The 25,749-nt window shown below is 70.7% G+C and carries 26 protein-coding genes; 14 read left to right on the top strand and 12 right to left on the bottom strand.

Translation table 11 applies throughout. The features are described from left to right. Window positions 1–13: 13 nt before the first annotated feature. The 8 genes from UA75_RS19025 to UA75_RS18995 all read right to left on the bottom strand — a co-directional run bounded on the left by UA75_RS19025 (window position 14) and on the right by UA75_RS18995 (window position 4,938). Entirely contained in the window at window positions 14–1,303 is a 1,290-nt protein-coding gene (locus tag UA75_RS19025; RefSeq protein ID WP_157434291.1) for a DUF4041 domain-containing protein, read from the bottom strand. 261 nt (window positions 1,304–1,564) lie between these two features. Continuing rightward, window positions 1,565–1,768, bottom strand: a complete 204-nt coding sequence (locus tag UA75_RS33145; RefSeq protein ID WP_157434290.1) for a hypothetical protein — start codon at window positions 1,766–1,768, stop codon at window positions 1,565–1,567. A gap of 193 nt (window positions 1,769–1,961) precedes the next feature. After that, window positions 1,962–2,315: a hypothetical protein gene (locus UA75_RS33140; protein WP_075741404.1), complete on the bottom strand. Its 354-nt coding sequence runs from the start codon at window positions 2,313–2,315 to the stop codon at window positions 1,962–1,964. Window position 2,316: 1 nt separating this feature from the next. Next, window positions 2,317–3,099 carry a hypothetical protein gene (locus UA75_RS33135; protein WP_157434289.1) on the bottom strand — a complete coding sequence of 261 codons (783 nt, stop codon included), beginning with the start codon at window positions 3,097–3,099 and terminating at the stop codon, window positions 2,317–2,319. Between the two features lie 208 nt (window positions 3,100–3,307). Further along, window positions 3,308–3,496: a DUF397 domain-containing protein gene (locus UA75_RS19010; protein ID WP_075741403.1), complete on the bottom strand. Its 189-nt coding sequence runs from the start codon at window positions 3,494–3,496 to the stop codon at window positions 3,308–3,310. A 107-nt stretch (window positions 3,497–3,603) separates the two neighbouring features. Continuing rightward, window positions 3,604–3,792: a DUF397 domain-containing protein gene (locus UA75_RS19005; RefSeq protein WP_075741402.1), complete on the bottom strand. Its 189-nt coding sequence runs from the start codon at window positions 3,790–3,792 to the stop codon at window positions 3,604–3,606. A 110-nt stretch (window positions 3,793–3,902) separates the two neighbouring features. Next, complete coding sequence (locus tag UA75_RS19000; protein ID WP_075741401.1) at window positions 3,903–4,094, bottom strand: DUF397 domain-containing protein; 192 nt, start codon at window positions 4,092–4,094, stop codon at window positions 3,903–3,905. Then, entirely contained in the window at window positions 4,066–4,938 is an 873-nt protein-coding gene (locus UA75_RS18995; RefSeq protein ID WP_075741400.1) for a helix-turn-helix domain-containing protein, read from the bottom strand. Before UA75_RS18995 ends, UA75_RS19000 begins: the two co-directional genes overlap by 29 nt. Window positions 4,939–5,352: 414 nt before the next feature. On the opposite strand from UA75_RS18995, the gene UA75_RS18990 reads away from it, so the two are divergent. The 5 genes from UA75_RS18990 (at window position 5,353) to UA75_RS18970 (ending at window position 8,007) form a co-directional block, all read left to right on the top strand. Then, window positions 5,353–5,595 carry a hypothetical protein gene (locus UA75_RS18990; protein ID WP_075741399.1) on the top strand — a complete coding sequence of 81 codons (243 nt, stop codon included), beginning with the start codon at window positions 5,353–5,355 and terminating at the stop codon, window positions 5,593–5,595. Next, window positions 5,592–5,741, top strand: coding sequence for a hypothetical protein (locus UA75_RS33130; RefSeq protein ID WP_157434288.1), 150 nt, complete (start codon window positions 5,592–5,594; stop codon window positions 5,739–5,741). Before UA75_RS18990 ends, UA75_RS33130 begins: the two co-directional genes overlap by 4 nt. A gap of 272 nt (window positions 5,742–6,013) precedes the next feature. Further along, window positions 6,014–6,361, top strand: a complete 348-nt coding sequence (locus tag UA75_RS18985) for a hypothetical protein (RefSeq protein WP_157434287.1) — start codon at window positions 6,014–6,016, stop codon at window positions 6,359–6,361. Beyond that, complete coding sequence (locus tag UA75_RS18980; protein WP_075741397.1) at window positions 6,358–6,621, top strand: hypothetical protein; 264 nt, start codon at window positions 6,358–6,360, stop codon at window positions 6,619–6,621. Before UA75_RS18985 ends, UA75_RS18980 begins: the two co-directional genes overlap by 4 nt. Before the next feature lie 303 nt (window positions 6,622–6,924). Continuing rightward, window positions 6,925–8,007, top strand: coding sequence for a hypothetical protein (locus UA75_RS18970; RefSeq protein WP_157434286.1), 1,083 nt, complete (start codon window positions 6,925–6,927; stop codon window positions 8,005–8,007). A gap of 271 nt (window positions 8,008–8,278) precedes the next feature. Here UA75_RS18970 and UA75_RS18965 read toward each other — a convergent pair whose 3' ends face one another. Next, window positions 8,279–8,842 carry a TetR/AcrR family transcriptional regulator gene (locus tag UA75_RS18965; protein WP_075743957.1) on the bottom strand — a complete coding sequence of 188 codons (564 nt, stop codon included), beginning with the start codon at window positions 8,840–8,842 and terminating at the stop codon, window positions 8,279–8,281. A gap of 108 nt (window positions 8,843–8,950) precedes the next feature. Between UA75_RS18965 and UA75_RS18960 the strand changes: the two genes are divergently transcribed. Next, the gene (locus UA75_RS18960; protein ID WP_075741394.1) at window positions 8,951–9,874 is read left to right on the top strand and encodes an NmrA family NAD(P)-binding protein; all 924 of its coding nucleotides are present in this window, start codon (window positions 8,951–8,953) and stop codon (window positions 9,872–9,874) included. Between the two features lie 747 nt (window positions 9,875–10,621). On the opposite strand, the gene UA75_RS18955 is transcribed toward UA75_RS18960, so the two are convergent. After that, complete coding sequence (locus UA75_RS18955) at window positions 10,622–11,548, bottom strand: hypothetical protein (RefSeq protein WP_075741393.1); 927 nt, start codon at window positions 11,546–11,548, stop codon at window positions 10,622–10,624. 1,033 nt (window positions 11,549–12,581) lie between these two features. Beyond that, a complete protein-coding gene (locus UA75_RS18945) occupies window positions 12,582–13,709 on the bottom strand; it encodes a methyltransferase domain-containing protein (protein WP_198042773.1) in 1,128 nt (375 codons plus the stop codon). Between the two features lie 695 nt (window positions 13,710–14,404). On the opposite strand from UA75_RS18945, the gene UA75_RS18940 reads away from it, so the two are divergent. The 4 genes from UA75_RS18940 (at window position 14,405) to UA75_RS18925 (ending at window position 18,090) form a co-directional block, all read left to right on the top strand. Next, window positions 14,405–15,181, top strand: a complete 777-nt coding sequence (locus tag UA75_RS18940; protein WP_075741390.1) for an alpha/beta fold hydrolase — start codon at window positions 14,405–14,407, stop codon at window positions 15,179–15,181. A 127-nt stretch (window positions 15,182–15,308) separates the two neighbouring features. Beyond that, window positions 15,309–15,974 carry a phosphoribosyltransferase gene (locus UA75_RS18935; protein WP_075741389.1) on the top strand — a complete coding sequence of 222 codons (666 nt, stop codon included), beginning with the start codon at window positions 15,309–15,311 and terminating at the stop codon, window positions 15,972–15,974. A gap of 85 nt (window positions 15,975–16,059) precedes the next feature. Continuing rightward, window positions 16,060–16,995 carry an RluA family pseudouridine synthase gene (locus UA75_RS18930; RefSeq protein WP_075741388.1) on the top strand — a complete coding sequence of 312 codons (936 nt, stop codon included), beginning with the start codon at window positions 16,060–16,062 and terminating at the stop codon, window positions 16,993–16,995. 138 nt (window positions 16,996–17,133) lie between these two features. After that, complete coding sequence (locus UA75_RS18925) at window positions 17,134–18,090, top strand: oxidoreductase (protein ID WP_075741387.1); 957 nt, start codon at window positions 17,134–17,136, stop codon at window positions 18,088–18,090. 355 nt (window positions 18,091–18,445) lie between these two features. Here the strand turns inward: UA75_RS18925 and UA75_RS18915 are convergent, their stop codons facing one another. Then, the gene (locus UA75_RS18915) at window positions 18,446–19,240 is read right to left on the bottom strand and encodes a hypothetical protein (protein ID WP_075741385.1); all 795 of its coding nucleotides are present in this window, start codon (window positions 19,238–19,240) and stop codon (window positions 18,446–18,448) included. A gap of 163 nt (window positions 19,241–19,403) precedes the next feature. Between UA75_RS18915 and UA75_RS18910 the strand changes: the two genes are divergently transcribed. The 4 genes from UA75_RS18910 to UA75_RS18895 are packed head-to-tail and all read left to right on the top strand — an operon-like array spanning window position 19,404 to window position 25,723. Beyond that, a complete protein-coding gene (locus UA75_RS18910) occupies window positions 19,404–20,972 on the top strand; it encodes a hypothetical protein (protein ID WP_232237322.1) in 1,569 nt (522 codons plus the stop codon). Further along, the gene (locus UA75_RS18905) at window positions 20,969–22,591 is read left to right on the top strand and encodes a hypothetical protein (RefSeq protein WP_075741383.1); all 1,623 of its coding nucleotides are present in this window, start codon (window positions 20,969–20,971) and stop codon (window positions 22,589–22,591) included. The genes UA75_RS18910 and UA75_RS18905 overlap by 4 nt, the downstream gene beginning before the upstream one ends. Before the next feature lies 1 nt (window position 22,592). Continuing rightward, window positions 22,593–24,359: a tetratricopeptide repeat protein gene (locus UA75_RS18900; protein ID WP_198042772.1), complete on the top strand. Its 1,767-nt coding sequence runs from the start codon at window positions 22,593–22,595 to the stop codon at window positions 24,357–24,359. Continuing rightward, complete coding sequence (locus UA75_RS18895; RefSeq protein ID WP_232237321.1) at window positions 24,353–25,723, top strand: CHAT domain-containing protein; 1,371 nt, start codon at window positions 24,353–24,355, stop codon at window positions 25,721–25,723. Before UA75_RS18900 ends, UA75_RS18895 begins: the two co-directional genes overlap by 7 nt. Window positions 25,724–25,749: the final 26 nt, after the last annotated feature.

The following is a 25,749-nucleotide window of genomic DNA, read 5'->3' as shown; positions in this document are numbered from 1 at the left end:
AGTTGACTCGGCCTCAGGTAACAAGCGCAGGAGCCTCGCCCAGGCTCTGGCGGTATTCGAACGCCTCGGGTTCGTCCCGGTAGTCGAGGAGGTTCCCGGCGAGATCGTGCAGCAGGATCTTGACCTCCGCCGGGGTACACCTGAAGTACTCCCGCCGCCGGTTGACCAGGTTCAGCCTGCGAGCTTCCAATGCGGTGTGCAGCTGACGCTCGATGTTCACCGCGTCGTGCGAGAAGAACAGTGCGTGCACATCGAACCGGAAGGGCACCGACGCGTCGCCGAGTTCGCGCACCCGGTCCATCGGCTCAAGACGGCGGGTCATCCCGATCTTGACGACATCAGGACCGAACGAGCCGATGTTGCTGATCACGTAGACGTAGCCTGCGCGGATGTTGGCCTGTCGTTCCTCGATGCCACCGAGTGCAGCTTCGATCTCGGCGAGCTTGTGTTCGAGTTCGGCCGCGCCGTCCGCATCTCCCTTCGCCCGCAGAGCTGCGACGGCGTTGCGGTAGTGTCCCTGCTCCTTGAGTAGCCGTTCCTGCTCGCGGCGGTATTCTTGCAACGCCCTCTGTTCTTCCCGGAGAGCGGCCCGCCGGTCCCGTTCTTCTTCCTTCTCCTGCTGCTTCTTCGCCAGGTAATCGGCGGTGAGTTCGAGTTCTCGAACCCGCATCGCATGGTAAGTGGGATTGACTCGGATTGCCGCCATGATTCCGAGCTTCTCGATCGTCCGGACAGCGGTCTCTAAGCGCTTGACGGCCGACGCGAGGTTGCCCGCCTTCAACACGCGGACACAGTTCTCGGCTTCCGCATTATAGGCGCGAAGCATGAGTTTCGACAGGTCTCCAACGAACTTGCGTCCTTGGGCGAGCGAATTATTGTAGTGGAAGCTGCTCGATGCGTTGACGGCGGACTTCGATCGGGTCATGTCTTTCATGGCGGCTTTCAGTCGTTCGATCTCGGCCTTATACGCCTCGGCGTCCGAAAGCACGTGCCGGTACTGATAAACCCCCACCTCTTGCATCAGTCGAGCATCATCGGTTTCGACCACCTCGGCCCGCAGGGCCGTGAGCTGATTCTTCAGCTGGCCGATCGCGGTGTTCATCGCCGAGGTCTCGTGGTGGTAGCGGGTCTGCTCGGCGTGGTGTCGCTGGGTCAGGGCGGCGATCTCCTTCCGGAGGCCGATCGGCCCGAGCGCGCCCAGCCGCTGGAGCTCGCCGCGCAGGTACAGGTTCTCGCGTTGCGCCGCTTCGAGCTCTTCCTGCCGCTTCCGTCCACCGAACATCGACGCCTCCCAGAAGATCACCTTGTGTAAGACGAAATCGTTTTCAACGGCTGGCTTGTTACGTCCTGCGTGAATACTAGTCAGGCGAACGGTGAAGGAGGATGGGTGACTCTTGTTCGATTCGTGCGGCGAGCATCTTCCGTCGTGCGCACCATGCTGTCTCTGCCTCGGTTGGCGGGAAGCCGGGTTCCAGTCCTGCTGGTAGCGACACTACGACTGGACGGCTCAACATGTCCTCCACTTTGATGAGCACGTGGCGGGGAGATTTTCGGTTGGCATCGATCAGAACATGCAGGTGCCCCAGGGAATCGCGCCGTTAGCCTGGTAGTTCACGCTCGTGACGATGGGCGACTCTTGCTTGATTCGAGCGGCGAGCATCTTTCCTCGCTCCCGCCATTCCTCCTCGGTCTCCGGCGACGAGAATCCGGAACTATGAAAGCAGTTGGGATTGTAGGTGGCTTGATATTCCGCGTCCCACTTCTTCAATTGTTCAATCAGGTCGGCGGGCAGCTTGAGGAAGGCGCCGGCCTGCTCGATCGAGTGGTTATACTCATCGGGGTCCGACTCAAGGTCGCAATAAAATGGCGCCTCCTGCCAGCCTGTCAGTATCGATATCGCAACCGATCGGTTCAGTGGTCCTCCATTGAGGGTTGGGCGGCGAAAGGGTTTATCCTGCTGCTTAGAACATGCACGTGCCGGGCGGTATTATCCCATTTGCACGGTAGCTGACGCTTGCGACGACGGGTGACTCCTGTTTGATTCTTGCGGCGAGAATTTTTCCTCGTTCTCGCCATTCTTCCTCTGCCTCGGGTGAGGCGAATCCGGACTCTAGTCCGCGTGATCCGGTTGGGTCGTAGGTTGCCTGGTATTCGTCGTCCCAGGCGGTGATGTCGGCGACGAGGTCGGCGGAGAGTTGGAGTTCTTCGGCGGCTTCTTCGATGGAGTGACTGTATTGTTCGGGGTCATACCAGTCATAGTAGAACGGATCTTCCTGCCAACCGACAAGTAGCGATATCGTAATAGAACGAGACAATTCAACTCCTATGAAGACGGGTGCGTAGTTTTCGCTTCCGGGAAATAGGATGTGCGCCAATGATTATGCCAGTCCACATTACGGTGATGGCCACGCGCCGCCTCTCGCCTTTGAACACGACCTCGTATACTGGCCGATCCTTCCCACTATATCCGACCACCGTTCCCCGGTCGAGCGCGGTGAACACGAGATCCATGATGTCTTCTTCTGGCACACCCATCCTGCGGAACTCGTCGATGCGATCGTCATCCAGGATGTGATCCTGGCCGCCGTCTGGGTTCTTCTCTTCTATCCAGACGATCCGCCCGTTCGGCATCCTGGTCATGCGGGTGACGTTTTTAGGTCTGATGACCACGCCTGCGCGTTCTCGTTCGCCGATCCACTCCGCGTAGTGCGTGCGGTGGTCGGTGGCGTCCGATTCCTTGCTCGTCATGTCAACTGTGGACGATGGGGCTGTCTCGGCAGGTCGTGCTGTCGGTCCGGTGGTTGTTCCTGGTGTGGTCTCGGGTCCGGCTGCGCTGTGGCCTGCGATGGTGTGGCAGTAGTCGTCGATGATCTGTTGGGCTTGGATCATGGCGTTGTGTGCTAGTCGGACGTCGTCGCCTGCTTCTTGGCCGAGGCGGCGGATTTCGGGTACTTGGGGCCAGACTGAGCCTGTGGTGGCGTGGTCGAAGATCTCCCTTCCTTCGCTGATCGCGGCTTCCGCCACGATCGTTGCCTCGCGTGCCACCGTCAGCAAGGCGTGCGCTTGTCGTAGCTGCTCCACCACTTCCGTGACGGACAATGCACGACTCCTCACCCTGAGTTGACTTCAGCCCATGATGCCGCATCCCGAGCCCGCGCCGACAGGCACTCCACGTTGGCGGGGTCTACCTGTCGGTCGGCGGTGGTCAAGGGGTGGGGTGGTGGTTCTCGCGCCGTGATGTGGCGGGTTCGGACGGCGTGGGCGGGTGCGGTGGGGAGTCGGGCGGCGGTGTTCGCGGGGGCCGTGTTCAGTGGAGTCGCTCGGTCTTGATCCTTGTCAGGAAGGCGGCGAAGTCGGCCGGGGTGACGCGCAGCGTCCCGCCGTCGCGGTTCTTGGTGTCGCGGATGCCGACGATGTCGGGAGCGGTGCCGATCTCGACGCAGTTCGTTTCGGTCGCGGATCGTGACGACTTGCGCCAGTACTGCAAGACAGCCATGGAGGATCTCCTCGATGAAGGTGATCAGCGGTGACCAGTGCCGATGTGGCTGGGGCGGTGTGTTCCCGCCGCTGTGCTCGCGGCGGGACCACACTGCTGGGCCGTGCTCAGCGGAGCCGGTCGGCCTTCAGCTGTGCCAGGAACGTGTTGAAGGCCGTTCGGTCTACGACGAGTGTGCCGCCGGTTCGGTTCTTGGTGTCGCGAATGCCGACGATGCCCGGCGCATCCGCAACCTCGACACAGTCGGTCTGAGCTGCGGAACGTGAGGATTTCCGCCAGTGGTCTACTGCGGTCATAGAGGGTCCCTTCGACGATGGCGATTTGCGATGGGTAGTCCTTGGCGGACAGCCGCGCCGTGTGTTCCCGCCGCTGTGCTGGCGGCGGGACCACACGAGTCACCTCGTCCTCAGCGAAGTTGGTCGGCCTTCACCTGTGTCAGGAAGGTGCTGAAGGTGGCGCTGTCGACGATGAGGGTTCCGCCGTTGCGGTTTTTGGTGTCGCGGATGCCGACGATGCCGGGGGCTGTGCCGACCTCGATGCAGCCTCCGTTCTTCCCGCTGTAGCTGGCCTTATGCCAGCCTGTCAGGTGTAGCGTCATGCGTTTGCTCGCTCTCTGCGTGACGGTGTGCATGGGATGCGATGAGGGCCGCCGTGTCGGCCGTGCTCATTGCGATCTCAAGTACGTTACTTCGCGCTTCGATGAACTCTCCGACTTCTTCGGGCTCGTCGATGAACTCACCTCGGCCCAGGCTTTCTACGTAAACGATCGGTGGTGCGTCGGCGAACTCGAGCAGATCGAACGGCCCGGAGAGCGCATCGTGAGCGCCTGCGGTGAACGGCAGGACCTTCACATCCACGATCCCTGACTCTACGAGGCGTAGCAGGTGGCGTAGTTGCCCGGCCATCACGGCCGGGCCGCCGACGGCCCTCGTCAGTACCGACTCATCGAGAATCGCTGTCATCTGGGTCGGGTCCTCACGGCGAAGGAGTTCCTGTCGTCCCATGCGTGTCATCAGTCGATCACCGTCGCCCGGTCGGTCACCGACGATGATCGCTTGCGCGTATTCCCTCGTCTGCAACAGCCCAGGGACGAGGGCTAGCGACACCGCCGTGATCGTTTCAGCTTCTTGCTCGTACATGACCAGGGTTTGGATCTGCGCTGGTACATGTGAAGCCGACCCGTGCCAGTTCGGACGCCCGAGGTCCTGTGCGAGGCGGAGTACATGCTTCCTCTGTTCGGGTGAAGCTTCGATCGCCCCGAGCAGTGCCGAGATGTCTTGAAGTGAGAGCACTTTCGTCGCGCCCTCGATGCGCCCCACGAGCGTCGGGTGGATGCCGATCCGGCGCCCGACCTCCCGTGCTGACAGGCCGTTCTTCTCGCGGACTGTGCGCAAGGCGTAGCCGACAGCTCGGGCCCTCGGCGTTCTAGTCATGCGGCTCATGTGACACAAGGTACGCGATTGATTGCAGCTCGTCATGGATGACACGGCTTGCCTTATGTGTCACAGCTACACACCATTCCTGGCAGGACGCTCACGCTGAGCTAACCAGCCGATACCGGAGGTGTAGCGCATGTCTGTCGCTCTGGGAGATCCCTCGCTGGATCAGCTGATGACCGATCACCTGTGGCATTCGCAGGATGGTGGTCGCGAATGTGCCCTCGCCGGTTCCCTACCTGTCCCGCCGCCTGCTCGTCGCTATGTCGGCGTGTTCCGGCGGCTGGAGCACCGGCTCGACTCGACCTATCACCTGGTCGCCGTGGCGGTGTGCGGGGCGATGGTCACGCGCGTCGACCTCGGCGTCGGCGCCGCTGAGAAGAACGTCCGTCCCTGTCCCTCCTGCTTTCCGGAGTCGCCATGTCCGCCTGGTTCGTCCGCTCCCTCGACCACGGAGACACCCACCTCGGTGATCCCGAGGACTCCGCCGTCGTCCGGCCCGCACCGGCCGTCGCACCCCGCTGTGCTCCCGACGCCCCGTTTCATCCGATGAACCGGCGGCCGATGGACTTCTGCTTCTTCGAGTGGCAGATGTGCCGCGACTGCCTCGCCGTCGTCGGTCGTCCCCGCGATCTTCGTCCCCTGCTGGCGGTGGCCGGATGAGCACCCGCCTGAAGCGTCGGCGGCGCTGGGTCGCCGGGCTGCCCTCCCGTTGGGGGTCCGTCGGCGCGCTGCGTCGCCTGCCCGCCCTGCGCATCCGGTCGTATCTCGGCGTCGTCCTCTGGCCGGTGGACGGTGATCACTCGTGACCGGCTCCGCCGTCTCTCGATCCACACCGCTGCACCCTGATCCGTCTCGTTGCCCGGCCCGCACTGCCCAATCGACTCGGCCGCCGTCGCCTGCGGGCCCGGCCTCCTGGCTCTCGGCCCGACTGCCTGCCCGGCTCTCGGCGGTGCCGAGCGGCTCGGCTGCTTCGCTCCTCGCGGCCTTGCCCGCAGGCTCGGCCGGGCGAGCGACCGCAGCCCGGACTCGATCGAAGTCCGTCGCCGCCCCCGGCGAGTCGTGTGCGGTGGCGGTACCGGTGGACTCGCGCTCGGGTCGCCCGGAGTCGCTGGTCCTGGTCGCCGATCGGCGGTCCCGCTCGGTCACCCTGGCGATTCGGGGCCACGGGCTGGCCTCGGTCACCGTGGACTCGCTCGGGGTCCTGCTCGGCGCGGTGGCCACCGAACGCCCGTCCGCCGCCATCGCGATCACCGTGGTCGGCCGCGATCACCGGGCCTGGCGGCTGCACGTCGCCGTCCTCGGCCCGCAGGCCGTCCTCACCCTCGCCTCGGGCGCCGCGCGGCTGCCCTGGCGCATTCCGCGCCGCGCCGAGTTGGCCTCGGCGCTGACCCGCACCGTCCACCACCTCACCGGAGAGCCACGATGAGCACCGAGACGACCGTGTGGTGGCAGGACGTCCCCACCACGATGCGCGAGATCGCCGACCGGCACGCCGTCGACGTCCGCACCACCGGCACGCCCCGAGTCGGCGCCGAGGTCCCCACCCTCTGCGGCACGACGATGGCCGTCCGCCTCATCCGGCGCTGCCTCGGCCGCATCACCACCTGCGCCGACTGCCAGGACCGGGCCCGCGAACTCTGCGGACTCCCGCCGCTGGACACCGAGCGGGGGCACGACGATGACTGATCATCCCGACCGTGTCGGACTCCTCGATTGCGCGTCTGCGCCTGCCGAATCCCTGCCCGCCGCATCCGTCGCCGCCGATCTCCCCGCCGTCGGCCGCAGTGCCGTCGAGGCTTCGCCGCCGACCGGCGTCATCGAGCCGAGCCGACCGGCCCGGCCTGCTCGGCGGTTCCGGCCGGGCGTGCGTGTCTGGTCTGCGCCGTCGTCCCGGCGACGCCGGTCCTGCCGTCGCTGTGGGGGATCGCGGACCGTCCTGACCCCCGGCGATCGGATGCCCTTCGCCGCGATCTGCTGCCCGGACTGCCGATGACGAATCAGCACGTCCCCGAATCGAACGGCAGCCCCGCCGGGCCGAGCAGCGCCGAACCGAACCCCGTCCCCGAACCGGCCGACGGCCGCCGCGTCCATTGCTGTCCCGGCACCGAGAATCGACCGTTGCTGCACGTCTGGCTGCTGCCCGCTGTCGAAGGCGGCGTGTTCTGGGGAACCTGGTGTCCCCGCTGTCGCGAGTCGTGGCACGGGATCGTGCCCGGCACCGTGGACGACGCCCTGCACGCCGCCACCGCCGAGGCCGTCCCGGACTGCGGCATCCGACGGCATCACGCGATCAGCACCAGCAACCGCCAACACCACTGGATCACCCGCAGCACCGGCATTCCGAAGCTGCTGCGCCGGCTCGTCGACCACGACCCCGATCCGGCCCTGATCGTCGGCGACGGATTCGTCGTGGCCGCCGACGCCAGCTTCCGGCCCGCCAACCGCTCCGCAGGCTGGGGCGTGGTCACCGGTCGCGGCTGGCACGACTCCGGGCGGCTCGACCCGCGACATTCCTGGGACTCCCACTCCGCCGAGGTGATGGCCGCCGTGCACGCCGCCTCCCTCTACCAGCGCGGCGACCCGGTCACCGTCGTCACCGACAGCAGGATGGCGGCGGAACACCTCAATCTGCTGATCAACTCCACCGGCGCGCAGCGCAGACGCGGTTACCGGCGGCTCGGGATCTCCCTGTCCCTCCTCGGTCTCAACATGGTCGAGGACCTCGTCAAGGCCGCCGCCGAGGAAGGCGTGCCGAAGCGGTTCGTGTGGCGACCCCGCAACACGCATCCCATCCAGACGAAGGCCGACGCACTCGCCTCGGCCGCCGTCGCGGCGACCGAGGTCACCCACCCCGACGTGCTCCGCGAGCTGGAACGGGCGAAATCGGCCGTCTACAACGGAATTCGACGCGCCGTGTCCGTCATGACCTCGGCCGTGCTCGACGACCGGCAGCGGACCGACGCCTTCGACTCCCTGGACGAGGCCGTCGCCGCTGCGATGGAGCAGGCCCGCAGACGCCTGGCCGACACCGGGCCGGACGACGACGCCGCCGAGTGGGAACGGAGACCCTGACCGGGTTCGCCTACGGTCGCGCGGCTCATCGAGCGTGGCGCCGGGCCTGCCGCCCTGCGGATGTCGGTTTCGGACAGCCGTCCATCGTCGTCGCGGATTCCGGCCGGACACCGGTCTGTTCTCGTCTGCTTGCACCGGTCGCATTCGACGGTGTGGCGGGGCGGGTGCGGGCCGCAGGGCTCGGCTGCCTGCGGGGCCGCACCAGCACCGCCGGAGCTGTGCTCGGACCCTCCGCTGCGGCCGTCCCCGGAGCGGCAGCCGATCGGCGGTCTCACTGCTGCGGACTGATCCCCGCCACTGTCAGCCGCAGCAGCCGGTCCGCCTCGGCGGCGGGGTCCGAGTGATGTTCGGTGGTCAACGCGATGCCGGTGATCAGCGCGATCAGGTCGACCATGGCCACGCCCGGTGCCACCGCGCCGTCCTGCACGGCGCGACGCAGCAGCGGCTCGCCCGCCTCGGCCACCGCCCAGCAGGCGCTCTCGGGTGTCGGGTCGGAGCCTGCCGTCGGGTCGGGGCTCAGTGCGACGGCCATCCCGCGCGCGGAGGAGGCATAGGCGGTGACGGCGCTCAGCCACGTCAGCAGGGCGGTCCGGGCATCGTGGTCGTCGACCAGGTCGCGGGCCAGGGTGCACAGGGCCTCGACCCGGTTGCGGAACACCGCCTCCAGCAGTGCGCGCCGTCCGGGGAAGTGCCGACGCACGGTGGCCGAGCCGACGCCGGCCGTGCGGGCGATCTGTTCCAGGGACGCCTCGGCACCGTGCGCGGCGACCTCCTCTTCGGCGATGACGAGCAGGCGCGCGTAGTTGCGCCGGGCGTCCGCACGCTGGGCAGGCATGGCGTTCACCTCACGGTTTGCTTAAATGGCGGGGGCCTCCGTATGGTAGCGTAACGAGAAACGGCGGGCCCCGCCGTTTAATGCGATCTTGTGTCAAGAGAGGCCGTCATGCCCATCGATTCAGCCCCCGTCCTGGTCACCGGCGCCACCGGCAGGCAGGGCGGCGCCACCGCCCGCGCCCTGCTCGCGGCGGACGTTCCCGTCCGGGCACTGGTCCGCGACCCCTCGACCGACCGCGCGAAGGCGGTCGAGGCGCTCGGTGTCGAGCTGGTGACCGGTGACCTCCACGACCGGGACTCCGTGGTCCGCGCCGCCGAGGGCACCCGCGCCGTCTTCTCGGTGCAGCTGCCCGAGATGTCCGACGCCGGGATCGACTTCGACGGCGAGGTGCGTCAGGCCGTCAACCTCATCGAGGGCGCCAGGGCTGCCGGCGTGCCGCAGTTCGTGCACACCTCGGTCTCCGGGGCCGGGCAGCACACCGAGATCGAAGGCTGGGCCGAAGGCCGCTGGGCGGCGGTGGAGCCCTATTACACCGCCAAGACCGCGATTCAGGACCGAGTGCGGGAGGCGGGCTTCACCCACTTCACGATCCTCAAGCCCGCCTTCTTCACGGACAACCTCCTGCCCGCCATGGCATTCCTGTTCCCGCGCGGCGTCGAGGGCGGCCTGGTCAGCATTCTCAAGCCCACGACCATGATCTCGCTGGTCGCGGTCGACGACATCGGCCGGGCGGCCGCGGCGGCGATCGCCGATCCGGATCGGTTCCACGGCGTCGAACTGGAACTGGCCAGCGACTACATGTCGATGACCGACATCGCCGAAGTCCTCTCGCGTGCGCTGGGCGTCGAGTTGACCGCGCCGGACATGACCATGGCGGAGGCCACGGCCGCCGGGATGCCGGGGATGGGTGCCGCACACGAGCTCGTCAACGTCGCGGGTCAGCCCGCCCGCCCCGAGTTCGCGCGGGCCCTCGACATCCCGCTGACCAGCTTCGAGGACTGGGCGCAGGAACACCTGCGGGCGGCGGACTGAGCCGGGGCGTCGGCTGCCGTCGCGCCCGCAGTCTCGTCGACTCGCACCTGATCGTGCGCCGTCGACCCGTGCGTCGGTGTCGATCCGGATGCCCCGGCGAACCGCGTGCGCGGTCCTGCGGCAGGTCGTCCTCGGTCGGCGTCGCACCACCCGGTCCCCGGCATGGCTGACCGCTCCGCGCGCAGGCCACCCGCCCCGCTGCCGTTCCCGGACGGAACACGCCGAACGCGGCGCCCTGCGCATCCAGGCAGGGCGCCGCGCCGCAGGGGACCCCCGCCGCCTTCTCCGGTCGCCGCCGCAGACCGATTCCTGGCGCTCGGCGGGAAGTGATGCACGGTGCCGAGAATCTTCGCAGGCACTCGGACTACCTGATGCCCGACCGGCCCTACGCAGGGCAGCCGTCGCGTCCAGCCCAGCTCATCGCAGTGACGGTGCAGGCAACGTGCTTCATCCGGGTAGTCACCTGATCTCGAATTCCGGTGCGGTCCGAGGGGCGGGACGAACGTGGAGAACGCAGTGGCCGATGACGTGGGATGAACTCGGAGAATCGGCAGGCCGTTCCAGGGAGACGAGCTCGGTTCTTCGGGAGCACACCGGAGCAGACGGGGCGTCTCCGGCGGGCCACGCCGGCCGCGCCCGCGCGGAAAGGCGGCGCCGCGCGGGTCTGAGCCACGACCCGGGTGCGGCAGACCGATCGCTCGGGCCGTGGGGCCCGCCTGCACAGCGCTCGTCGATCGGTCGGCCGCGTCAGACTCGGCGCTCGGCTGCCCGCGTGTTCAGGTCCGCGAGGACGAACGCGCCGGTCACCGCGATCACTGTGCCGGTGAGCAGCTGGATCAGGTCGACGAACGGCACCAGGCCGGTCTGTGTCGCGGTCGTCCCCGAACCCGCGACGCCCGCGAGGAGCAGCGCCGTCGGGTACAGCCCGCTGCCGAAGACGGCACCGCCGCCGATCCAGCCGAGCGCGACCGGCAGCACGGTGCGCTGTCCTGGCGGGCGGCGGAACGCCAGGATGAGCAGTCCGGCGGCTGCGGCGACGGCGAACAAGGCCGTACCCGCGTCCGAGAGCCGCTCTGCGATGCCTCTGCTCTCGATGAGGCGAGGCGACAGCCCCGCCGTCGAGCCGAGGGCCCACGACAGACGTGCGACGGCCACCACGGCGAGAAGTGCGGTGCTCAGCCGGGCGAACAGCATCACCACCGTCTGGTCAGGACCCGCCGGGTGGTCTCCGACGCATCCCTTCGTCACGTGCGGCCACCGATCGCGGGCATACAGCACGAACGACGCGACGATGCCGATCGCCTGGGCGCCGAAACTGACGTAGACCAACGGGCCGACCCACGGCGCGAGCGAGCCGTCACCCACGCTCGACGAGCTGGTCAGGGCGGACGCCGCGACGACCGGGCCGGTGATGACGAAGGGCGCCAACAGACCGGTTCCCACCCAGGTGGGTGCGAGCACCAGGAACGCGGGCACCCGCGAGCCCCAGGCATGGGTGAACACGATGATGATCGCGACCGCGATGATCTCCAGCGCCGCCGTGGCGATGTTCCCGCCCTGGAGGACTGCCGGATCGACGGACGAGGTCCGGATGATCCCGATGTCGGACCCGGAGATCCAGATCAGCTTGAGGATGAAGTACGGCAGAACGGCCGCAACAGCCGTGTATCCCACGATCAGCCGAACGCGAGAATTCGATGGTGGGGGCGGAGCCTGTCTCATGATGGTCTCGTCGGGTCCTTTCCATCGCCGATGGGGAACTCAGGAGAGATCCGGCGAGCGTGCAACGTCGTGTGTCGGATCTGCCCGTGCCGTCGTGTCCTGCGGGAAGCGGCGATCTCAGCCGACTACGGGCCCCGTTGTCTCCGTCGACCCGCGGAGTTCTCTCACGGTGCGAGCGAAGGGCTCGCGTGCGACCGGGGCGACGGCAGCGACCTGGTGTTCGGTCTCGTGCGGCCGGGGCAGTGTGAACCAGTCGGTGCAGGGTCGCGCCCCACGCCACCGCATTGCGTTCTGCGTCTGCGGTCCGTAGGTCCCGTCGATGCGGATTCCGACGCTGCGCCGACGGGTCTCCACGGCAGCGCGGGCCGCCGGACCGGCTACGCCGTCTACCGCCGATGACCCTGCCGTCGCAGACCCGCAGACGGTGCGGTGCGGCGCGTACCGTCGAGCCCGGGTTGCCGACTCCGAGGATGCAGTCGACTCCGGTGCCTGCGGGAACCACGCCCGCGATGCCGCCGCAATCGGTCGAGTCACGGTGCAGCTCGCCTGCGCCGCCGACCCCGAGTCCGCTGCCGCCCCCGCCACGGCCCCGGATGAGATCATCAGGACCGGTATCGCGTCGAGCGAGACCCCTGCCGTCCCCCACATGCCCAAGTGCACCCCCGGTGTTCTGTCGCCGCCGACGAGCCGTCATCGGCTTGACCCATTCCCCGGCGAGTCAGCGTAGGCGGCTTCCCGTCGGCCTCGCAGGTTTTCCGGGACTATCGGCGACGGCATCACGGCGTTCGGCCTGAGCACCCTCCGGCGACCTCTGGTGCTGTTCGCGGCGCGAATCGTCTTCCGGAGCAAGGGCGAGACGACGACGGGCGAGGGTGCCGCTCGACATCGACCGGCCCACGCCGGGCCGACGGCTCCGGCCGGGCGGGCCCCGTCGTGCGCTGACCGCCCGTGCCCATCGGGCATTCCTCGCCTGCGCGGCGTCGCGTCAGCGTCCGGGCCCCGGACGCTCTGCGGGCAGCGCCCATCGTCGGGCGTCCTCCGGGATGTCGATCCACACCTCGTGGTCGCCTGCGGGGGTGACGGTCAGCCCGTAGCGGTCCGGCGTCGGGCGGCCCGCCGCACACCACCACGCATACGCGGCGTCGACCTCGTCCCACAGCCGACGCGGCCCGAGCTGGTGCACCGTCCACGGGTCCGCACCTCGCACGAGTCCGACCCGGGCCCAGGACGCGGACCGCACGTCGTGCAGCTCGATCCGGCGGTGGTCGGCGTCGAGATCCTCCACCGTGAGGTAGCAGGACGGCACTCGCAGCCCGATCGTGAAGGCGGCCTCGGCGAAGGCGACCATCTCGAACAACTCCCGGCCGCGGCGCGTGGTCTGCGACGTTGCAGCCGTCGCCATCGCCGATCGGCTCGGTTCGAGGAAGTCCCGGCGCTGCTGTCGTATCCGCATGAAGGACAGGCCTCGCCCGCACCGACCGGACGCCCCGCCCGCCTCGTCGACCACCAGGCGGGTGAGGGCGTCCGAGCCGTAGTCGGTGCCCCACGGCGCGAGGATCACGCCGCCGGGCCGGGTCTGCTCGAGCCAGGCTCGCGGGATCGCGCGTACCGACGCGGTGCAGACGACCCGGTCATAGGGCGCGTCGGGCGCGTAACCCCTGGTGCCGTCACCGGTCACCACCGACGGCGTGGCGCCGATCTCGGCCAGCGCCCGGCGGGCGCCCTCGGCGACGGCCGGGTCCACCTCCACCGACACGACGTGCCCGGCCGCGCCTGTCCGCGCGGACAACAGGGCGGCATTCCAGCCGGTGCCCGCCCCGATCTCCAGCACGCGATGCCCGGCGTGCACGTCCAGCGTGGTGAGCATGGCCGCGACCAACGACGGCTGACTGCACGAGCTGGACGGCTGCCGCCCGGCGTCTCCCGGCGCCGTCGCGCCGTCGTCGACCTGGGTGACGATCGGCTCGTCGACGTCGACCAGCGCCTGCCAACGCGGTTCGTCGTCGTTCCTCGACACCGCACGGAAGTCGCCTGTCGCCGGGTCGTCGACCCACACCACCTGCGGGATGAACGGGGCACGCGGCACGGTCAGCTGTGCACGCCAGTCGGTCACGTCCCTTTCCGCCTTACTTGTCGTCGCTCTCATGCTTGTTCTGGTCGTCCTTGCTTCCCCAGTTCTCCCACTTCTCCGGCTGCGCGTCGCCCTGGCCGTCACGGTCGGAGTCCTTCTTTCCCATGACTTTCACTCCCGTCTCGTCGCATGGTTGGGCGAAACCCATTCCATCGAGCCCGTGAATCCGAAACATACTTGGGGAATCACCGGTCTGATCAGGTTAGACCACCTGACGCTCGTCCTGTTCCTGCGCGGCAGAGCATTACCCGATCGGTATCCGGATACGCTGTGCAGCCGGATATCCGGTGTCGGCTCACCGGATCTTCCGAAGGGATGAGGAATTGCGCCGATCGGCTCTCATCGGCACCTGCCGACTGATTGCCGAGTGCGGATTTCCCGCCGCCCGCCTGGCATCTTCCGGCCGGATCGTCCCGGACACGCACGGTCATCGCCGACCCGCACCGGGTGGTGCGAACCCGCGCCCGTCTCGGCGGCGAGGAGGCGAACGGCGTGGTCTTCGCTGCTCACCAGGGTTTACTCGAACCGGTCGGATCAGGCGGTTGTCACGAGGCGGATACGCGCCGTTGATGAGATCACCCCCTCAGTCGCGCGCGTCCGCCGCGCAGGTGTCGGCCGACGATGGGAAGGTTCCTCGGTTCAGCAGACGAATCCACCGATAGGGGAGCGACAAGACTATGGGCACAGTGACATCGCACGACGGCACCGCAATCGCCGTCGACCGCTCGGGGGAGGGGCCTGCGGTGATCCTGGTCGGCGGCGCCTTCAACACCCGAGCCTCGGCGGCGCCGCTCGCCGAGGTGCTGTCGGCGCGCTTCACCGTGTTCGCCTACGACCGACGCGGCCGGGGGAACAGCGGCGACACCGCGCCCTACGCCGTGGCACGAGAGGTCGAGGACCTCGACGCCGTCATCCAGGCGGCAGGCGGCTCGGCTCTCGTCTACGGCCACTCCTCCGGGGCGGCGCTCGCGCTCGATGCCGCCGCGACCGGGCTGTCGATCAGCAGACTGGCGCTTTACGAACCGCCGTTCATCGTCACCGACGGGCCCCGCGAGGGCTCGACCGAGTACACGACCCGACTCGGCGAACTGGTGTCCACCGGGCGGCGTGGCGAGGCCGTCGCGTTGTTCCTCACCTCCACCGGGATGTCCGCCGAGGCCATCGCCCGGCTGCGCGCGACGCCGAACTGGGCCGGTCTCGAAGAACTCGCGCACACGCTCCTCTACGACAACGCCGTGATGGGCGACGGATCGCTGCCCACCGATTCCGCCGCCGCCGTGACCATTTCCACGCTGGTCCTGGCAGGCGGAAAGAGCCCCGCAGGCATGCAGGAGACCTCGCGGGCACTCGCCGACGCCGTGCCCAGCGGCCGACAGCGCATCCTGGACGGCCAGGACCACGACGTGGCCCCGGCCGCGCTGGCGCCGGTGCTGACGGAGTTCTTCACCGGCTGAGCCGAGACGTGCGGGGGCGGGGCACGGCAGAGCGTCCCCGCCTGCCGCGGGCCCGGCCGCGCCCCGGTGCGCCCGGCGGGCACCCCGCGTGTTTACCCGCGACCCGCCGTCGGGTATGGCTTCTGACATGGCTACCGCGCCCGAAGTCTTCCTTGACCGACCGGCGGCGGGTCGGCTGCTCGCCGCCCGCCTGCGGGGACGTGCCTGGCACGACCCCGTGGTGCTGGGCCTCGCCCGGGGCGGGGTGCCGGTGGCCGCTCAGGTCGCCTGGGAACTGGGCGCCTCGCTGGACGTGGCGGTGTCCCGGAAGATCGGCGTCCCCGGCCAGCCGGAGTTCGGCGTCGGGGCGGTCACCGCGGACGGTCCGCCCTACTACGCCGAGCAGACGCTGACCATGCTCGGGCTCGACGTGCGCGACCTCAGCCGGGCGTGCGCCGAGGAACGTGAGGAGGCCCGGCGACGGGTCCTCCGGTATCAGGGCGACCGGCCGCCGACACCGACCCGAGGACGCGACGTCCTGGTGATCGACGACGGCCTGGCCACCGGGGTCACCGCCACGGCGGCCCTGCGGGCCCTGCGACGCACCGAGCCGCGCCTGTTGGTCTTCGCCGCGCCTGCCTGCGCGCCGGACGCGGCGCAGGCCCTCGCTGCCGAGGCGGACGAGGTGGTGTGTCTCTCGCTGCCGTCGTCTTTCGTCGCGGTGGGCCAGTGGTACCAGGACTTCGACCAGACCTCCGACGACGAGGTCCTCGCCCTGCTGACCGCCGAGCCGGACGGGCCCGCCTCGATGTAGCTCGCCCGCCCCGGATGCCCGCCGGGTTGGCCTGCGGTGAGTACGAGAGGCAGGGCAGGCCGTCGGGCCGGATAGGCTGGGCGGGATGAGACGGAAGCTCGCCTCGCCGCTGCCGCAGCGCAACGGCCTCGATCCGGCGCGGCTCAAACTGCCCGCCGAGGGTCCCTGGGCGACCATCCGAGACCACCTCGTGGAGCGGCTGCCGATGGTCGCCCCCGCCCGGATCGACGCGATGCTGGCGGGACGGGAGATCGTCGGGCTCGACGGCCCGGTGGCCCCCGACGCTCCGTATCGGCCCGACTCCTTCGTCTGGTTCCACCGCGACCTGCCCGACGAGGTGCCGGTGCCCTTCGATATCCGGGTCCTGCACCGGGATGACGACCTCGTGGTGGTGGACAAGCCGCACTTCCTGGCGACGATCCCCCGGGGCAGACACGTCCTGGAGACCGCACTCGTGCGGCTGCGCCGAGAGCTGGACCTGCCCGCGCTCAGCCCCGCCCACCGCTTGGACCGGGTGACCGCGGGCCTGGTCATGTTCGTCGTCCGCCGCGAGCGGCGCGGGGCATATCAGACGATGTTCCGGGATCGGCGCGTGCACAAGGAATACGAGGCGATCGCCCCCGTCGATCCCGCCCTCGACCTGCCCCGGACGGTCCGCAGTCGCATCGTCAAAGAGCGGGGGATCATCACCGCGCAGGAGGTCGACGGCCCGCCCAACAGTGAGAGCCGCGTCGAGCTGCTCGAGGAGCGTGACGGACTGGGCCGATACCGGCTGCAACCCCGCACGGGGCGCACGCATCAGCTCCGCCTGCATATGAGCGGGCTGGGCGTGCCGATCCTGGGCGACGACTTCTACCCGACCCTCGTCGAGACCGCGCTGGACGACTTCCGCCGTCCGCTGCAACTGCTGGCCACGACACTGGAGTTCACCGACCCGATCAGCGGCGAGCCCCGGCGGTTCGAGAGTCGGGCGAGCCTGCTGGCCTGGACGTCCTACGCCGAGTGGGCCGGTCGGGTCTGAGACCTCTTCGGAGAACTCGTGATCGAGGTCGGCTCTCCCTCGTGGGTCGCACCGCGTGAGCGCCCGGTCCGCCTCGCTTCGCGTGCACGACATCGGCCTGCTCACTCGAATGAACTCACCCGCACGGGAGACACTCTGATGGCACAGCCGTACGAATTCCTTCCTGACCTCACCGGCCGCACCATCGTCGTCACCGGAACGACGTCCGGCCTCGGTCTCGCCCTGTCGGGGGCGCTGGCCGGGGCCGGTGCCCGCGTGCTGATGACCGTTCGCGACGCCGACCGAGGCGCGGCGGCCGTCGCGCAGGTGCGGGCCGGACTCGAGGACCGAGGCAGCGCCGAGGCTGTCCTGCTCGACCTGGCCGATCTCGCCTCCGTCCGCACCGCCGCCGCCGACATCCGGGACCGCACCGAAGACCGGATCGACGTGCTGATCAACAACGCCGCCGTGTCGCTGGGCCCGCATCTGCTGACCCGCGACGGGTTCGAGTTACAGATTGGGACCAACCACTTCGGCCCGGCCGCGCTGACCTGGCTCCTGATGCCCGCGCTGCGGGCGGCAGGCAGCACCGGGCTGCCCTCGCGGGTCGTGACGACGTCGAGCCTCGGACACCGCACCGGGCGACTCGACCTCACCGACCTGCACTGGGATCGTCGGCGCTACGCACCCACGCGCGCCTACGGGGCCTCGAAACTCGCGAACCTGCTGTTCGCCGCAGAGCTCGATCGACGACTGCGACGGACCGGGGACCCGGTGCTCTCGGTCGCCGCCCACCCGGGAATGACGACGTCGGAACTGCTGAGCAACGGCCTCGCCCGGGGCGGCAACTGGAGCGCCCGCCTGTTCGTGCTCCCCGAGCGACTCCTCTCGCAGCCGGTCGCCGCCGGGATCGCCGCCCAGCTCCTCGCGGCCACCGGGAAGGTGCACGGCGGGGACTACCTTGGCCCGACCGGGCTGTTCGAGATCCGCGGCCCCGCCGGGCCCGCCCGCCGCTCGGCGGCCGCACGGGATTCGGTGCTCGCAGGCAGGCTGTGGCAGGTCACGGCCGACGTCACCGGAGTCACCCCGGACCCCGAGCCGACGACCGGCGCCTGACGCACCCGCCCCGGCCCGTCTCGATCCGGTCGGCGGTGCGGTCCGAACCGGCGACGACCACCACCGGCACCCGCCACGAATCGCCCTGTCGTACCTGGCCCACGCCGAGACCTGATCTCGGCGCTCGGCGATCGAGAGCAGGCTGCGGATGGTCGATGATCGAGACGGCGAGGCGCGGAAGTGGCCGCACGCCCCGCAAACGGCCTTCGGCGGCCGCCTGCTCGGATCTCGGCAGCGGTGCCCGAAGCCCCGGTCGCCCCGGAGCCCGCAGCGGCGTCGCGCGTGCAGGCATGCCGGGTGCGTCGGGGCGGTCCCCGACGTCGCGGCGCCGCGCATCGCAGGCGGCGCCGCGTGGTCAGGCATTGGCGGGGGTGGACAGGACGATCTCCTTCTCGTCGTGGGGCAGGTAGTGCACCCCGAGGACCTTGCCGATCTTCAGCTGTGCCACGACGCCGGGCATCAGGAACCGGTCGGCCTCGGTGCTGAAGGTGGTGCCGTCCGGGCGGGTCACGGTGACGCCGATGATCATGCGCGGGTTGCCGTCGCGCACCTCGCCGTGGGCGACGATCGACTGCACGACGGCCCTGGCGCTGACGCCGCGCCGGACGATGTCCAACCGGGCCGGGGTGGTGAGGCCCTTGCGGATCATCACCTGGTTCATGACCTCCTGCGCCGAGGCGGCGTCGCCGGAGCGGTCGATCTCGACGCGGTCGGTGCGGCCGGGCAGGTACCGCACGGGCAGCAGCACGCCGGGCCGCACCAGCCCGAGTTCGGTCACGGCGACGACCATCCTGGCCTCGGAGGCGAACATCCGGCCGTCGGCGGACTCGACGGTCAGCTCGATCCGCACCTCGGGCTGGTCGTTGAGCTGCATCCCGGTGGGCGTCACGGAGGTCACCGTGCCGACGCCGATCGCGCCGTCGCGGAAGGCCGCGCTGTTCTTCCCGGACATCGCGCTCAGCACGCTCGCGGCCGTGAAGGCGAACACCATCGGCACCAGGCTCACGGCGATGATCGGCGCGATCATCTGCGGGCCGACCCAGCTCAGCCCGTACTCGCTGCCCGCCTGATCGGTGAGGCCGTACCAGAGGTAGTAGCCGACCGATCCCGCGAGGAACAGCAGGGCGATCACGCGAAGAATCCTGCTCATGGCTCGTCCTTCTCGACGGCGGGGCGTTCGACGCCCCGCGAGGGAGACTCGGCGGCTCGGTGATTCGGTGGTGTCGAGCCGATGCGAGCGACGTTAGGAATCCCTGCCGCGCTACCGATCCCAGGTTTGCCGCCCCGACTCCGGCGCGCATAGCCTTCGCGGCATGTCGACCAGCCCCGACGCCCGGCCTCGCGTAAGTTCGGCGCCCGCCGGGTCGGCCGTCGTGCGGCCGCGAGCGATGGTGCTCGACGAGGTGTGGCGCGGGCTCGACGACGTCGGCGCGCTCAGCAACGCGCAGGGCGGGCCGCTCAGTCGCACGGTCAAACTGATCCTCGATCCGCTGGTGATCCGGCCGGTGCTCCATCCGAGCTGCGCGGGTCCGCTCGTCACCGGAGCAGGCGCCGCGCTGCTCGTCGAGCTGGTGAGCGGCGCCGCCGAGGTGCTCGCCCATACTGCGGCGTGGTTCACCCTGCTCAAGCAGGTGCGGCGGCAGCTGCGGATCACCGAGGGAAACCCGCAGGACCTCTACTTCCCACGCTGCTACGAACTCGCGGTGACCGACGGCGCACCCGAGCAGGCCACGGGCAGGCGCCTCGCGGCGGAGGAACTGCGCGAGCTGCACGGCGCGGCGGGCGGCCGCACCACGCAGGCGTTGCGCGATCACGTCGTCGGCCGTCTGGTGGAACTGACCGCGCTGGTGGAGACGAGTTGGGCCGCCCGGCGGGCCGGGGTCGGCGGTGACGGGGCGGCTGCCGGTTCCCGCGCGTCGATCGAGCTGATCGACGTCGTCCTGAACGCGGGCCCGCAGGCGCGCACCGGCTCGCCCTCGAGGGCCGCCGCCGGGACGTCGGCCCTGGCGGAGCTGGCCGTCGCGCGGGCGGGCACGGCGGCGGGCGTGCGGCTGTGGGGTCCGCGCGCGGCGGTCGATTCCGGGGCGGCGGCGCCGATCGGGTTCGGCGAGCCACCTGCGTCCGCAGTGGACGGCTGGTCCGCTCGTGACCTCGGGCTGACCGAGCACCACGCGCCTCGGATGCCGCAGATCGGCACGTCCGCGTCGAAGGCCGCACTGGGCCTGCCGCTGGATCGCACCGTCCACGAACGGGTCTTCACTTCCTTGCAGACCGCCCCGGACCGCGCCGACCTGCCGCCGATCGCGGAGCTGGTGACCGAGGAGATCGGCCGGGCCTGCGCGCCGTGGGGCCTCACCGAGGAGTCGCTGCGGGTCGCGGTGACCGTCGGCGTCCGGCTGGCGATCGGCCTGCGGCCGCTCGGCGAGACCGCGCGCACCGAGGGGGCACCCGGGGCGGCGGACGCCGAGACGGAGGCCGCCGCCGGGACCGCGCCCGCTGCCGCCGCCGGTCCGGAGACCGCCGCTCATCGCGTGGTCAACGGCCGGTGGCGGCGGGAGGCCTATGTGCTCCAGGCACGTCGGCTGGCGCTGACGCCGAGGCCGCGCCGGGGCGACGTCGCCGAGCCGGTGAACCCGCTGGATCGGCTCGCCGCCGACCTGCGCACGCCGTGGCAGTCCTACCTGCGTCGACTGTGGGTGCGGCTGCACGGCCGCGATGTGCGGGACGCCCCGGCCGACCGGGTCGAGGACCTGTGGGACGTCCTCGACGGCGTCGCCCGCTCCGTGATCCTGGACCACCGGACCCGCGTCCGGCACGCCCTCAGCCTCCGCTCGCCGCGTGCGGCGAACCAGGCGGGCGCCGGGGCGGGGAGCAACCGGTGACCGCGATGGATGACGCGGTTCTCTTACGCCGCACCGCCGACGGGCTGTACGTGCTCAGCCCGGTCGCCGCGCGGGCCGACCCCGCCGGGACCACGGCCCCTGGCGCTCCGACTCAAGACGACGGGGCGGGTGATCCGGCGGCGGCCCGCCCGGCGGTGAACGACGCCGCTGCGCCCTCGGGCGCTGAGGGGACGCCCGGTCCTCGCGACGTTTTCGCCGTCCCGAGCGTCCTGGATGCCGAGCCGGGCGTGGACGTCGCCGTGCTGACGGTGGCGGGCGGGCAGCTGACCTGGAGCGTGCTCGGGACCACGCCCGTCGCCTGCGCCGTCCTCGATGACGTCGACCTCGCGCAGCACTGGGTCTGGGCGCTCTACGGCGAGCAGGTGGCGGTGGCCCTCGGCCGGTTCGCCGCCGAGTCGGGCTCCGGCGCGGGCGCCGAGGTGGATGCTGGCGCGGGCGTCGCATCGGATGTCGGCGGGGGCGCGGGATCGGGCTCCGGCGTGGGCGCCGAGCTGGATTCCGTTGCGGGTGCCGAGGTGGATGCCGGCGGGGCCGTCGGCCCGGCGGGTTCCGCCGATCCGGGCGGCGGGTCGGACGTCCTCCTCGCCGCCGTTCCCGCACAACCCGGTCTCGCGGCACGAGCCCGCCGCCTCGCCTTCGCACAGTGGGCGAGCCGTTGGTGGCCCGCCTCGACCATCGACGACATCCCCGCCCTCGATCAGACGCTGCTCGCGCGCGAGATCGGCGACCTGATCGAGGAGTGCGACCTGCTGTTCGCCTCGGCGGACACGGGCGAGGCGGCGGAGCTGATCGAGGACGTCCTGCATCCGGACGATCTCGGAGACTGGGCGCATCTCGACGACCTGAACCTGACCGGGTTCGGCGACGTCGACGGCCCGGTGGATCTCGGCGACTCCGGCGACGTCGTGACCGCGCCCGCGCGCGCCGAGGACTACGCGTTGGCGGCGGGCCCGGTCGCCGCCGAGCCTGCGGGCGGGCTGGTGCTGGCCAGGGGAAGCGGCGGCTCCGACTGGCGGCATTGTCCGCCCGGTCTGCTCGACGCGGCCGAGTCGGCGGTGTCCTGGGAGCTGGTGCGGGTCGACGCCCGCACGGTGGTCGTCGTCAGCGTCGTCGCCGCGCCGGGCCTGACCGAGTCGCAGCGTGCCGAGGTTCCCGAGCATCTGACGCCGCACGCGGTGGTGATGATGGCCGCCACCGCCCGCGACCGGCCCGATACGGACTCGCTCGACGTCACGCTGCGGCTGGTGTCGGACACCTGGGTCGGCCAGGCCGTCGCGCAGACGACCTCGACGGCGCCGCTCGCGGTCGAGGTGTGTCTGCCCGGCTTCGGAGCGGCGAAGTCCACTTCGGACGATGTCGTCGAGCCCGGTGCGGGGGGAGTGGTCGAGCCCGGCGCGGGCGGTGTCGAGCCCCGCTTGGGCAGTCTCGCCGAGCCCGGTGCTGGTGAAGAATCAGCCCGTGCCGTGCGGGATCGGGTGCGTGCCCTCGTGCGGCATCGCCTGGCCCGCGCCGACCCGGCCGACGCCGCCGGAACGGCAGGCGAGGACGTCGACGCGCCGCTGCTCGCCGAACTCGCCGTCGCAGAACAGGACTTCTGACATGCCCGAAGACCCGTTCCTCGGCGAGGACCCGACCCGGCGCCGAGAACCGGAGCTGCTCACCGACTTCGACGTTGATCCCGACCTCCACGCCCCGACGTACTCGACCACGGCGCCGCCCGCCCCAGCGGCCTCGCCCGCCGCAGCGCTCCCGGACTCCGTGGCCGCCGCCCGACCCGCCGACGCCGAGGTCGACCCCGACCGGGCCGCCGAGATCGCCGAGCTGCTCCGGGTCGGTGCCACCGCGTTCGGCGGCGGGGAACTCGCCTCGGCCCTGGACTCCTTCGACCGCGCGGCCCGGCTGGCCTCCCGCGCCCCCGTGCTCGCGGACCTGCGGGCCCGCGCCCGCTGCAACGCCGCGAGCGTGTCCGACGAACTGGGCGACCACGCCGCCGCCATCGCGGGCTTCGGCGAGGCGATCACCTGGTGGGCGGGCATGGCGGACGGCTCGACTGACCTGTTACGCGCGGGCGCGCTGGTCAACCTGTCCCAGGCGTTGCAGCACGTCGGCGAGCCTGCCGAGGCACAGGGTGCCCTGGAGCAGGCCCGGGATCTCCTCATGGCCGCCACGAGCCCGACGCCGGGTGTCGATCACGGCGCGCTGCTGCTGAGCTGTCTGCTGTCGCTCACCGCCGTCGCGATGCACCAGCGGCGCTATGCCGACGCGGGCCGCCTCGCGCGCGAGGCTCTCGACGTCGCAGGGCGCGTCGCTCCGGATCGGACTGGCCACCCGCTGGCGACGCTGGCCGCCGTGCATCACGAGACCGGTCGGGTCGCACTGGCCGAGGACTTTGCCCGCCAGGCCCTCACCGCGTTCGAGGCGGCGGACAACCCGATCGCCGCCGCCGAGAGCAGACAGAACCTGGCGATCATGTATCTCCAACGTGGCCTGCTCGACGAGGCGGCGGTGCTGCTGGCCGACGCGGAGCGCTTCTTCGCCCGCGCGGGCATGGCCCATCACCTGGCGATGGGACTCAAGCTGTCGGGCTTCCTGGCAGGCCTCCGGGACGACCGGGCGCGGTCGACGAGTCTGTTCCTGCGCAGCCTCCGACTCTTCGAGGACCACGGTGCCGTGGTCGAGGCGGCGGAGGTGCGGCTGCCGTTGGCGACCGCCGCCGTCGCCGAAGGCCGCTACGCCGAGGGCGAGGCGTATCTGACTCAGGCGTACGCCGTCTACGCGGCCCGCGGGCTGACGGCGGCCTGCGCGCAACTCGACGTCCGGCACGCGCTCCTGCTCGAACACCAGATGGCACGGGAACCGCACTCGATCCCCGCCCTGCTGCCGCGTGCGCTGACCCTGGCCGTGCCCGCCGCCCTGGCCGTCGACGCGGTGCGCTTCACCCTCGTCGACGGACACCAGCGTGCGCAGTGGCGCCGTCAGGTCGCCGAGCCCGCACTGAGCCTGGCGTTCCGGCTGGCCGAGGCGGCGGGCGACGGGCACCTGGTCGCCGAACTCGTCGAGTCGCAGTGCGCGGGCAGTCCGCTGGCCGACACCGAGCCTCGGGGCGAGGCCGGGCCGGTGCTGCCGTCCACGCTGCTGGACGTGCCCTCGGCGACGGCCGCCGATCCTGCTGCGGACGCGGCAGGCCCGTTGCAGCTCGGTGCGGCGCTTGCGGGCGTCGCGGCGGGGGCGGGCATCCGCGTCGCCCCGCCGCCCCGGCTGGCCGTGACCGAGGACGGCGTCGTCGCGCTGGCCGCCCACCTCGCCCGCGCCACGGCGCGCTACGGCGGCGTGATCCGCGCGACGAGGGTGATTCCGGCATGGTGACCATGACGGGCCGCCCTGATCGGGACCGGCCGACGGTGCTGCTCCGGATGGCCGACGCGGGGGACCTCTACCTCTCGTGGCGCTGGACGCACGACCTCGATCGGCCCGGCGCGTCCCGCGTTCCCGAGGAACAGCTCCGCGTCGCGCTCGACGCGCTGACCGCCGCACTGCCGGGCGGCACGTCGTCCACATCGGACGGAAGTGGCGCGCGAGCCCTCGGCGACGCCGGTCCGCCGGGGCTCGCCGCAGCGTTGACGTCCGGGGCGTTCGCCGCCTACGAGGCCGAGCTGGCCCTCGCCGAGCTGTTGTCGCGGACGTTCCTGCCGTACGGGCTGGCCGTCGTGCTGCACGAGCTGATGGTGCGCGGCATCCGGCCGCACGTGCGGATTCAGCCCTCGCCGCGCCTCGCGCAGGTGCCGTGGGAGCTGTTGGCACCCGACCGGGACATCCGATTCGTTGACATCGCCGACGTCAGCGTGCTCGCTCCCGCGAGCATCGTGCACGCGCCCGCGCGGCCGGTTCGCACCTGGGCCGGGTCACGGGACCTGCCGGTCGCGGCGATCCTCGATCCTCGGGTGCCCGGCTTCCGCGCCGACTCCGTCCTCGGCTCGGTGCTGGGGCGGATGTCCGCCGACGCCCCGCTGACCAGGCGCATCGCCGAGCACGCACGGCGAGGCAGGCTTCGGCCGGTGCTGCCGGACTCCCCGCAGCCGGGTTCCGCGCGCGGCGTCGAGGCGTTCCGCCGGACCGATCTCGACCGGGAGTGGCTCGGCGAGACCCTCCGTGCGGGTGCGAGCAGGCTGCTCTACGTCGGGCACGTGACGGCCTCGGTGCCGGAGACCGGGCTCAGCGAGGACGCGCGACTGCACCTGGCCTGCACCGCCGACACCCTCGGCTTTGCCCCGCCGATCCGAGGTCACCGGCCGCTGTCGGCGAAGGACCTGCTGCTGGGCACGCACACCCTGACCGAGGTGCCGCAGTCGGGCGCCGAGCGCTGGCCGATCCCCAGCCGCGTCGCGTTGATCGCCTGCGAGAGCGGCGGCGACCTGCGCTTCGGCGAGGCCCTCGGGCTGGCCACGGCGATGATCCACGGCGGCGCCGAACTCGTCACGGCCACCCGGTGGACGCTGCCGACCGATCTGGCCTTCCAGCGACTCGCGGGCGTGGACCCGGCGGTGCGCCCGCTCCAGGACGCGATCCTGGCGATCGACTCGGCACACGAGAGCGACGACCCGGTGCGGGCCGTGGCCCGCTGGCAGCGCGAGCGGCTCGCCGCCTGGCGGGAACTGCGCGGCGTCGAGCACTCCCCGCTGTTGTGGGGCGCGTTCACCACGATCGACACCGCAGGCTCGGTGCCCGGCTGAGCGCGGCCCGTCGCCGGGTCGACGAG

The organism is Actinoalloteichus sp. GBA129-24 (assembly GCF_001941645.1).
GTDB lineage: Bacteria > Actinomycetota > Actinomycetes > Mycobacteriales > Pseudonocardiaceae > Actinoalloteichus_A > Actinoalloteichus_A fjordicus.
This window is presented reverse-complemented; position numbering and strand designations above follow the sequence as displayed.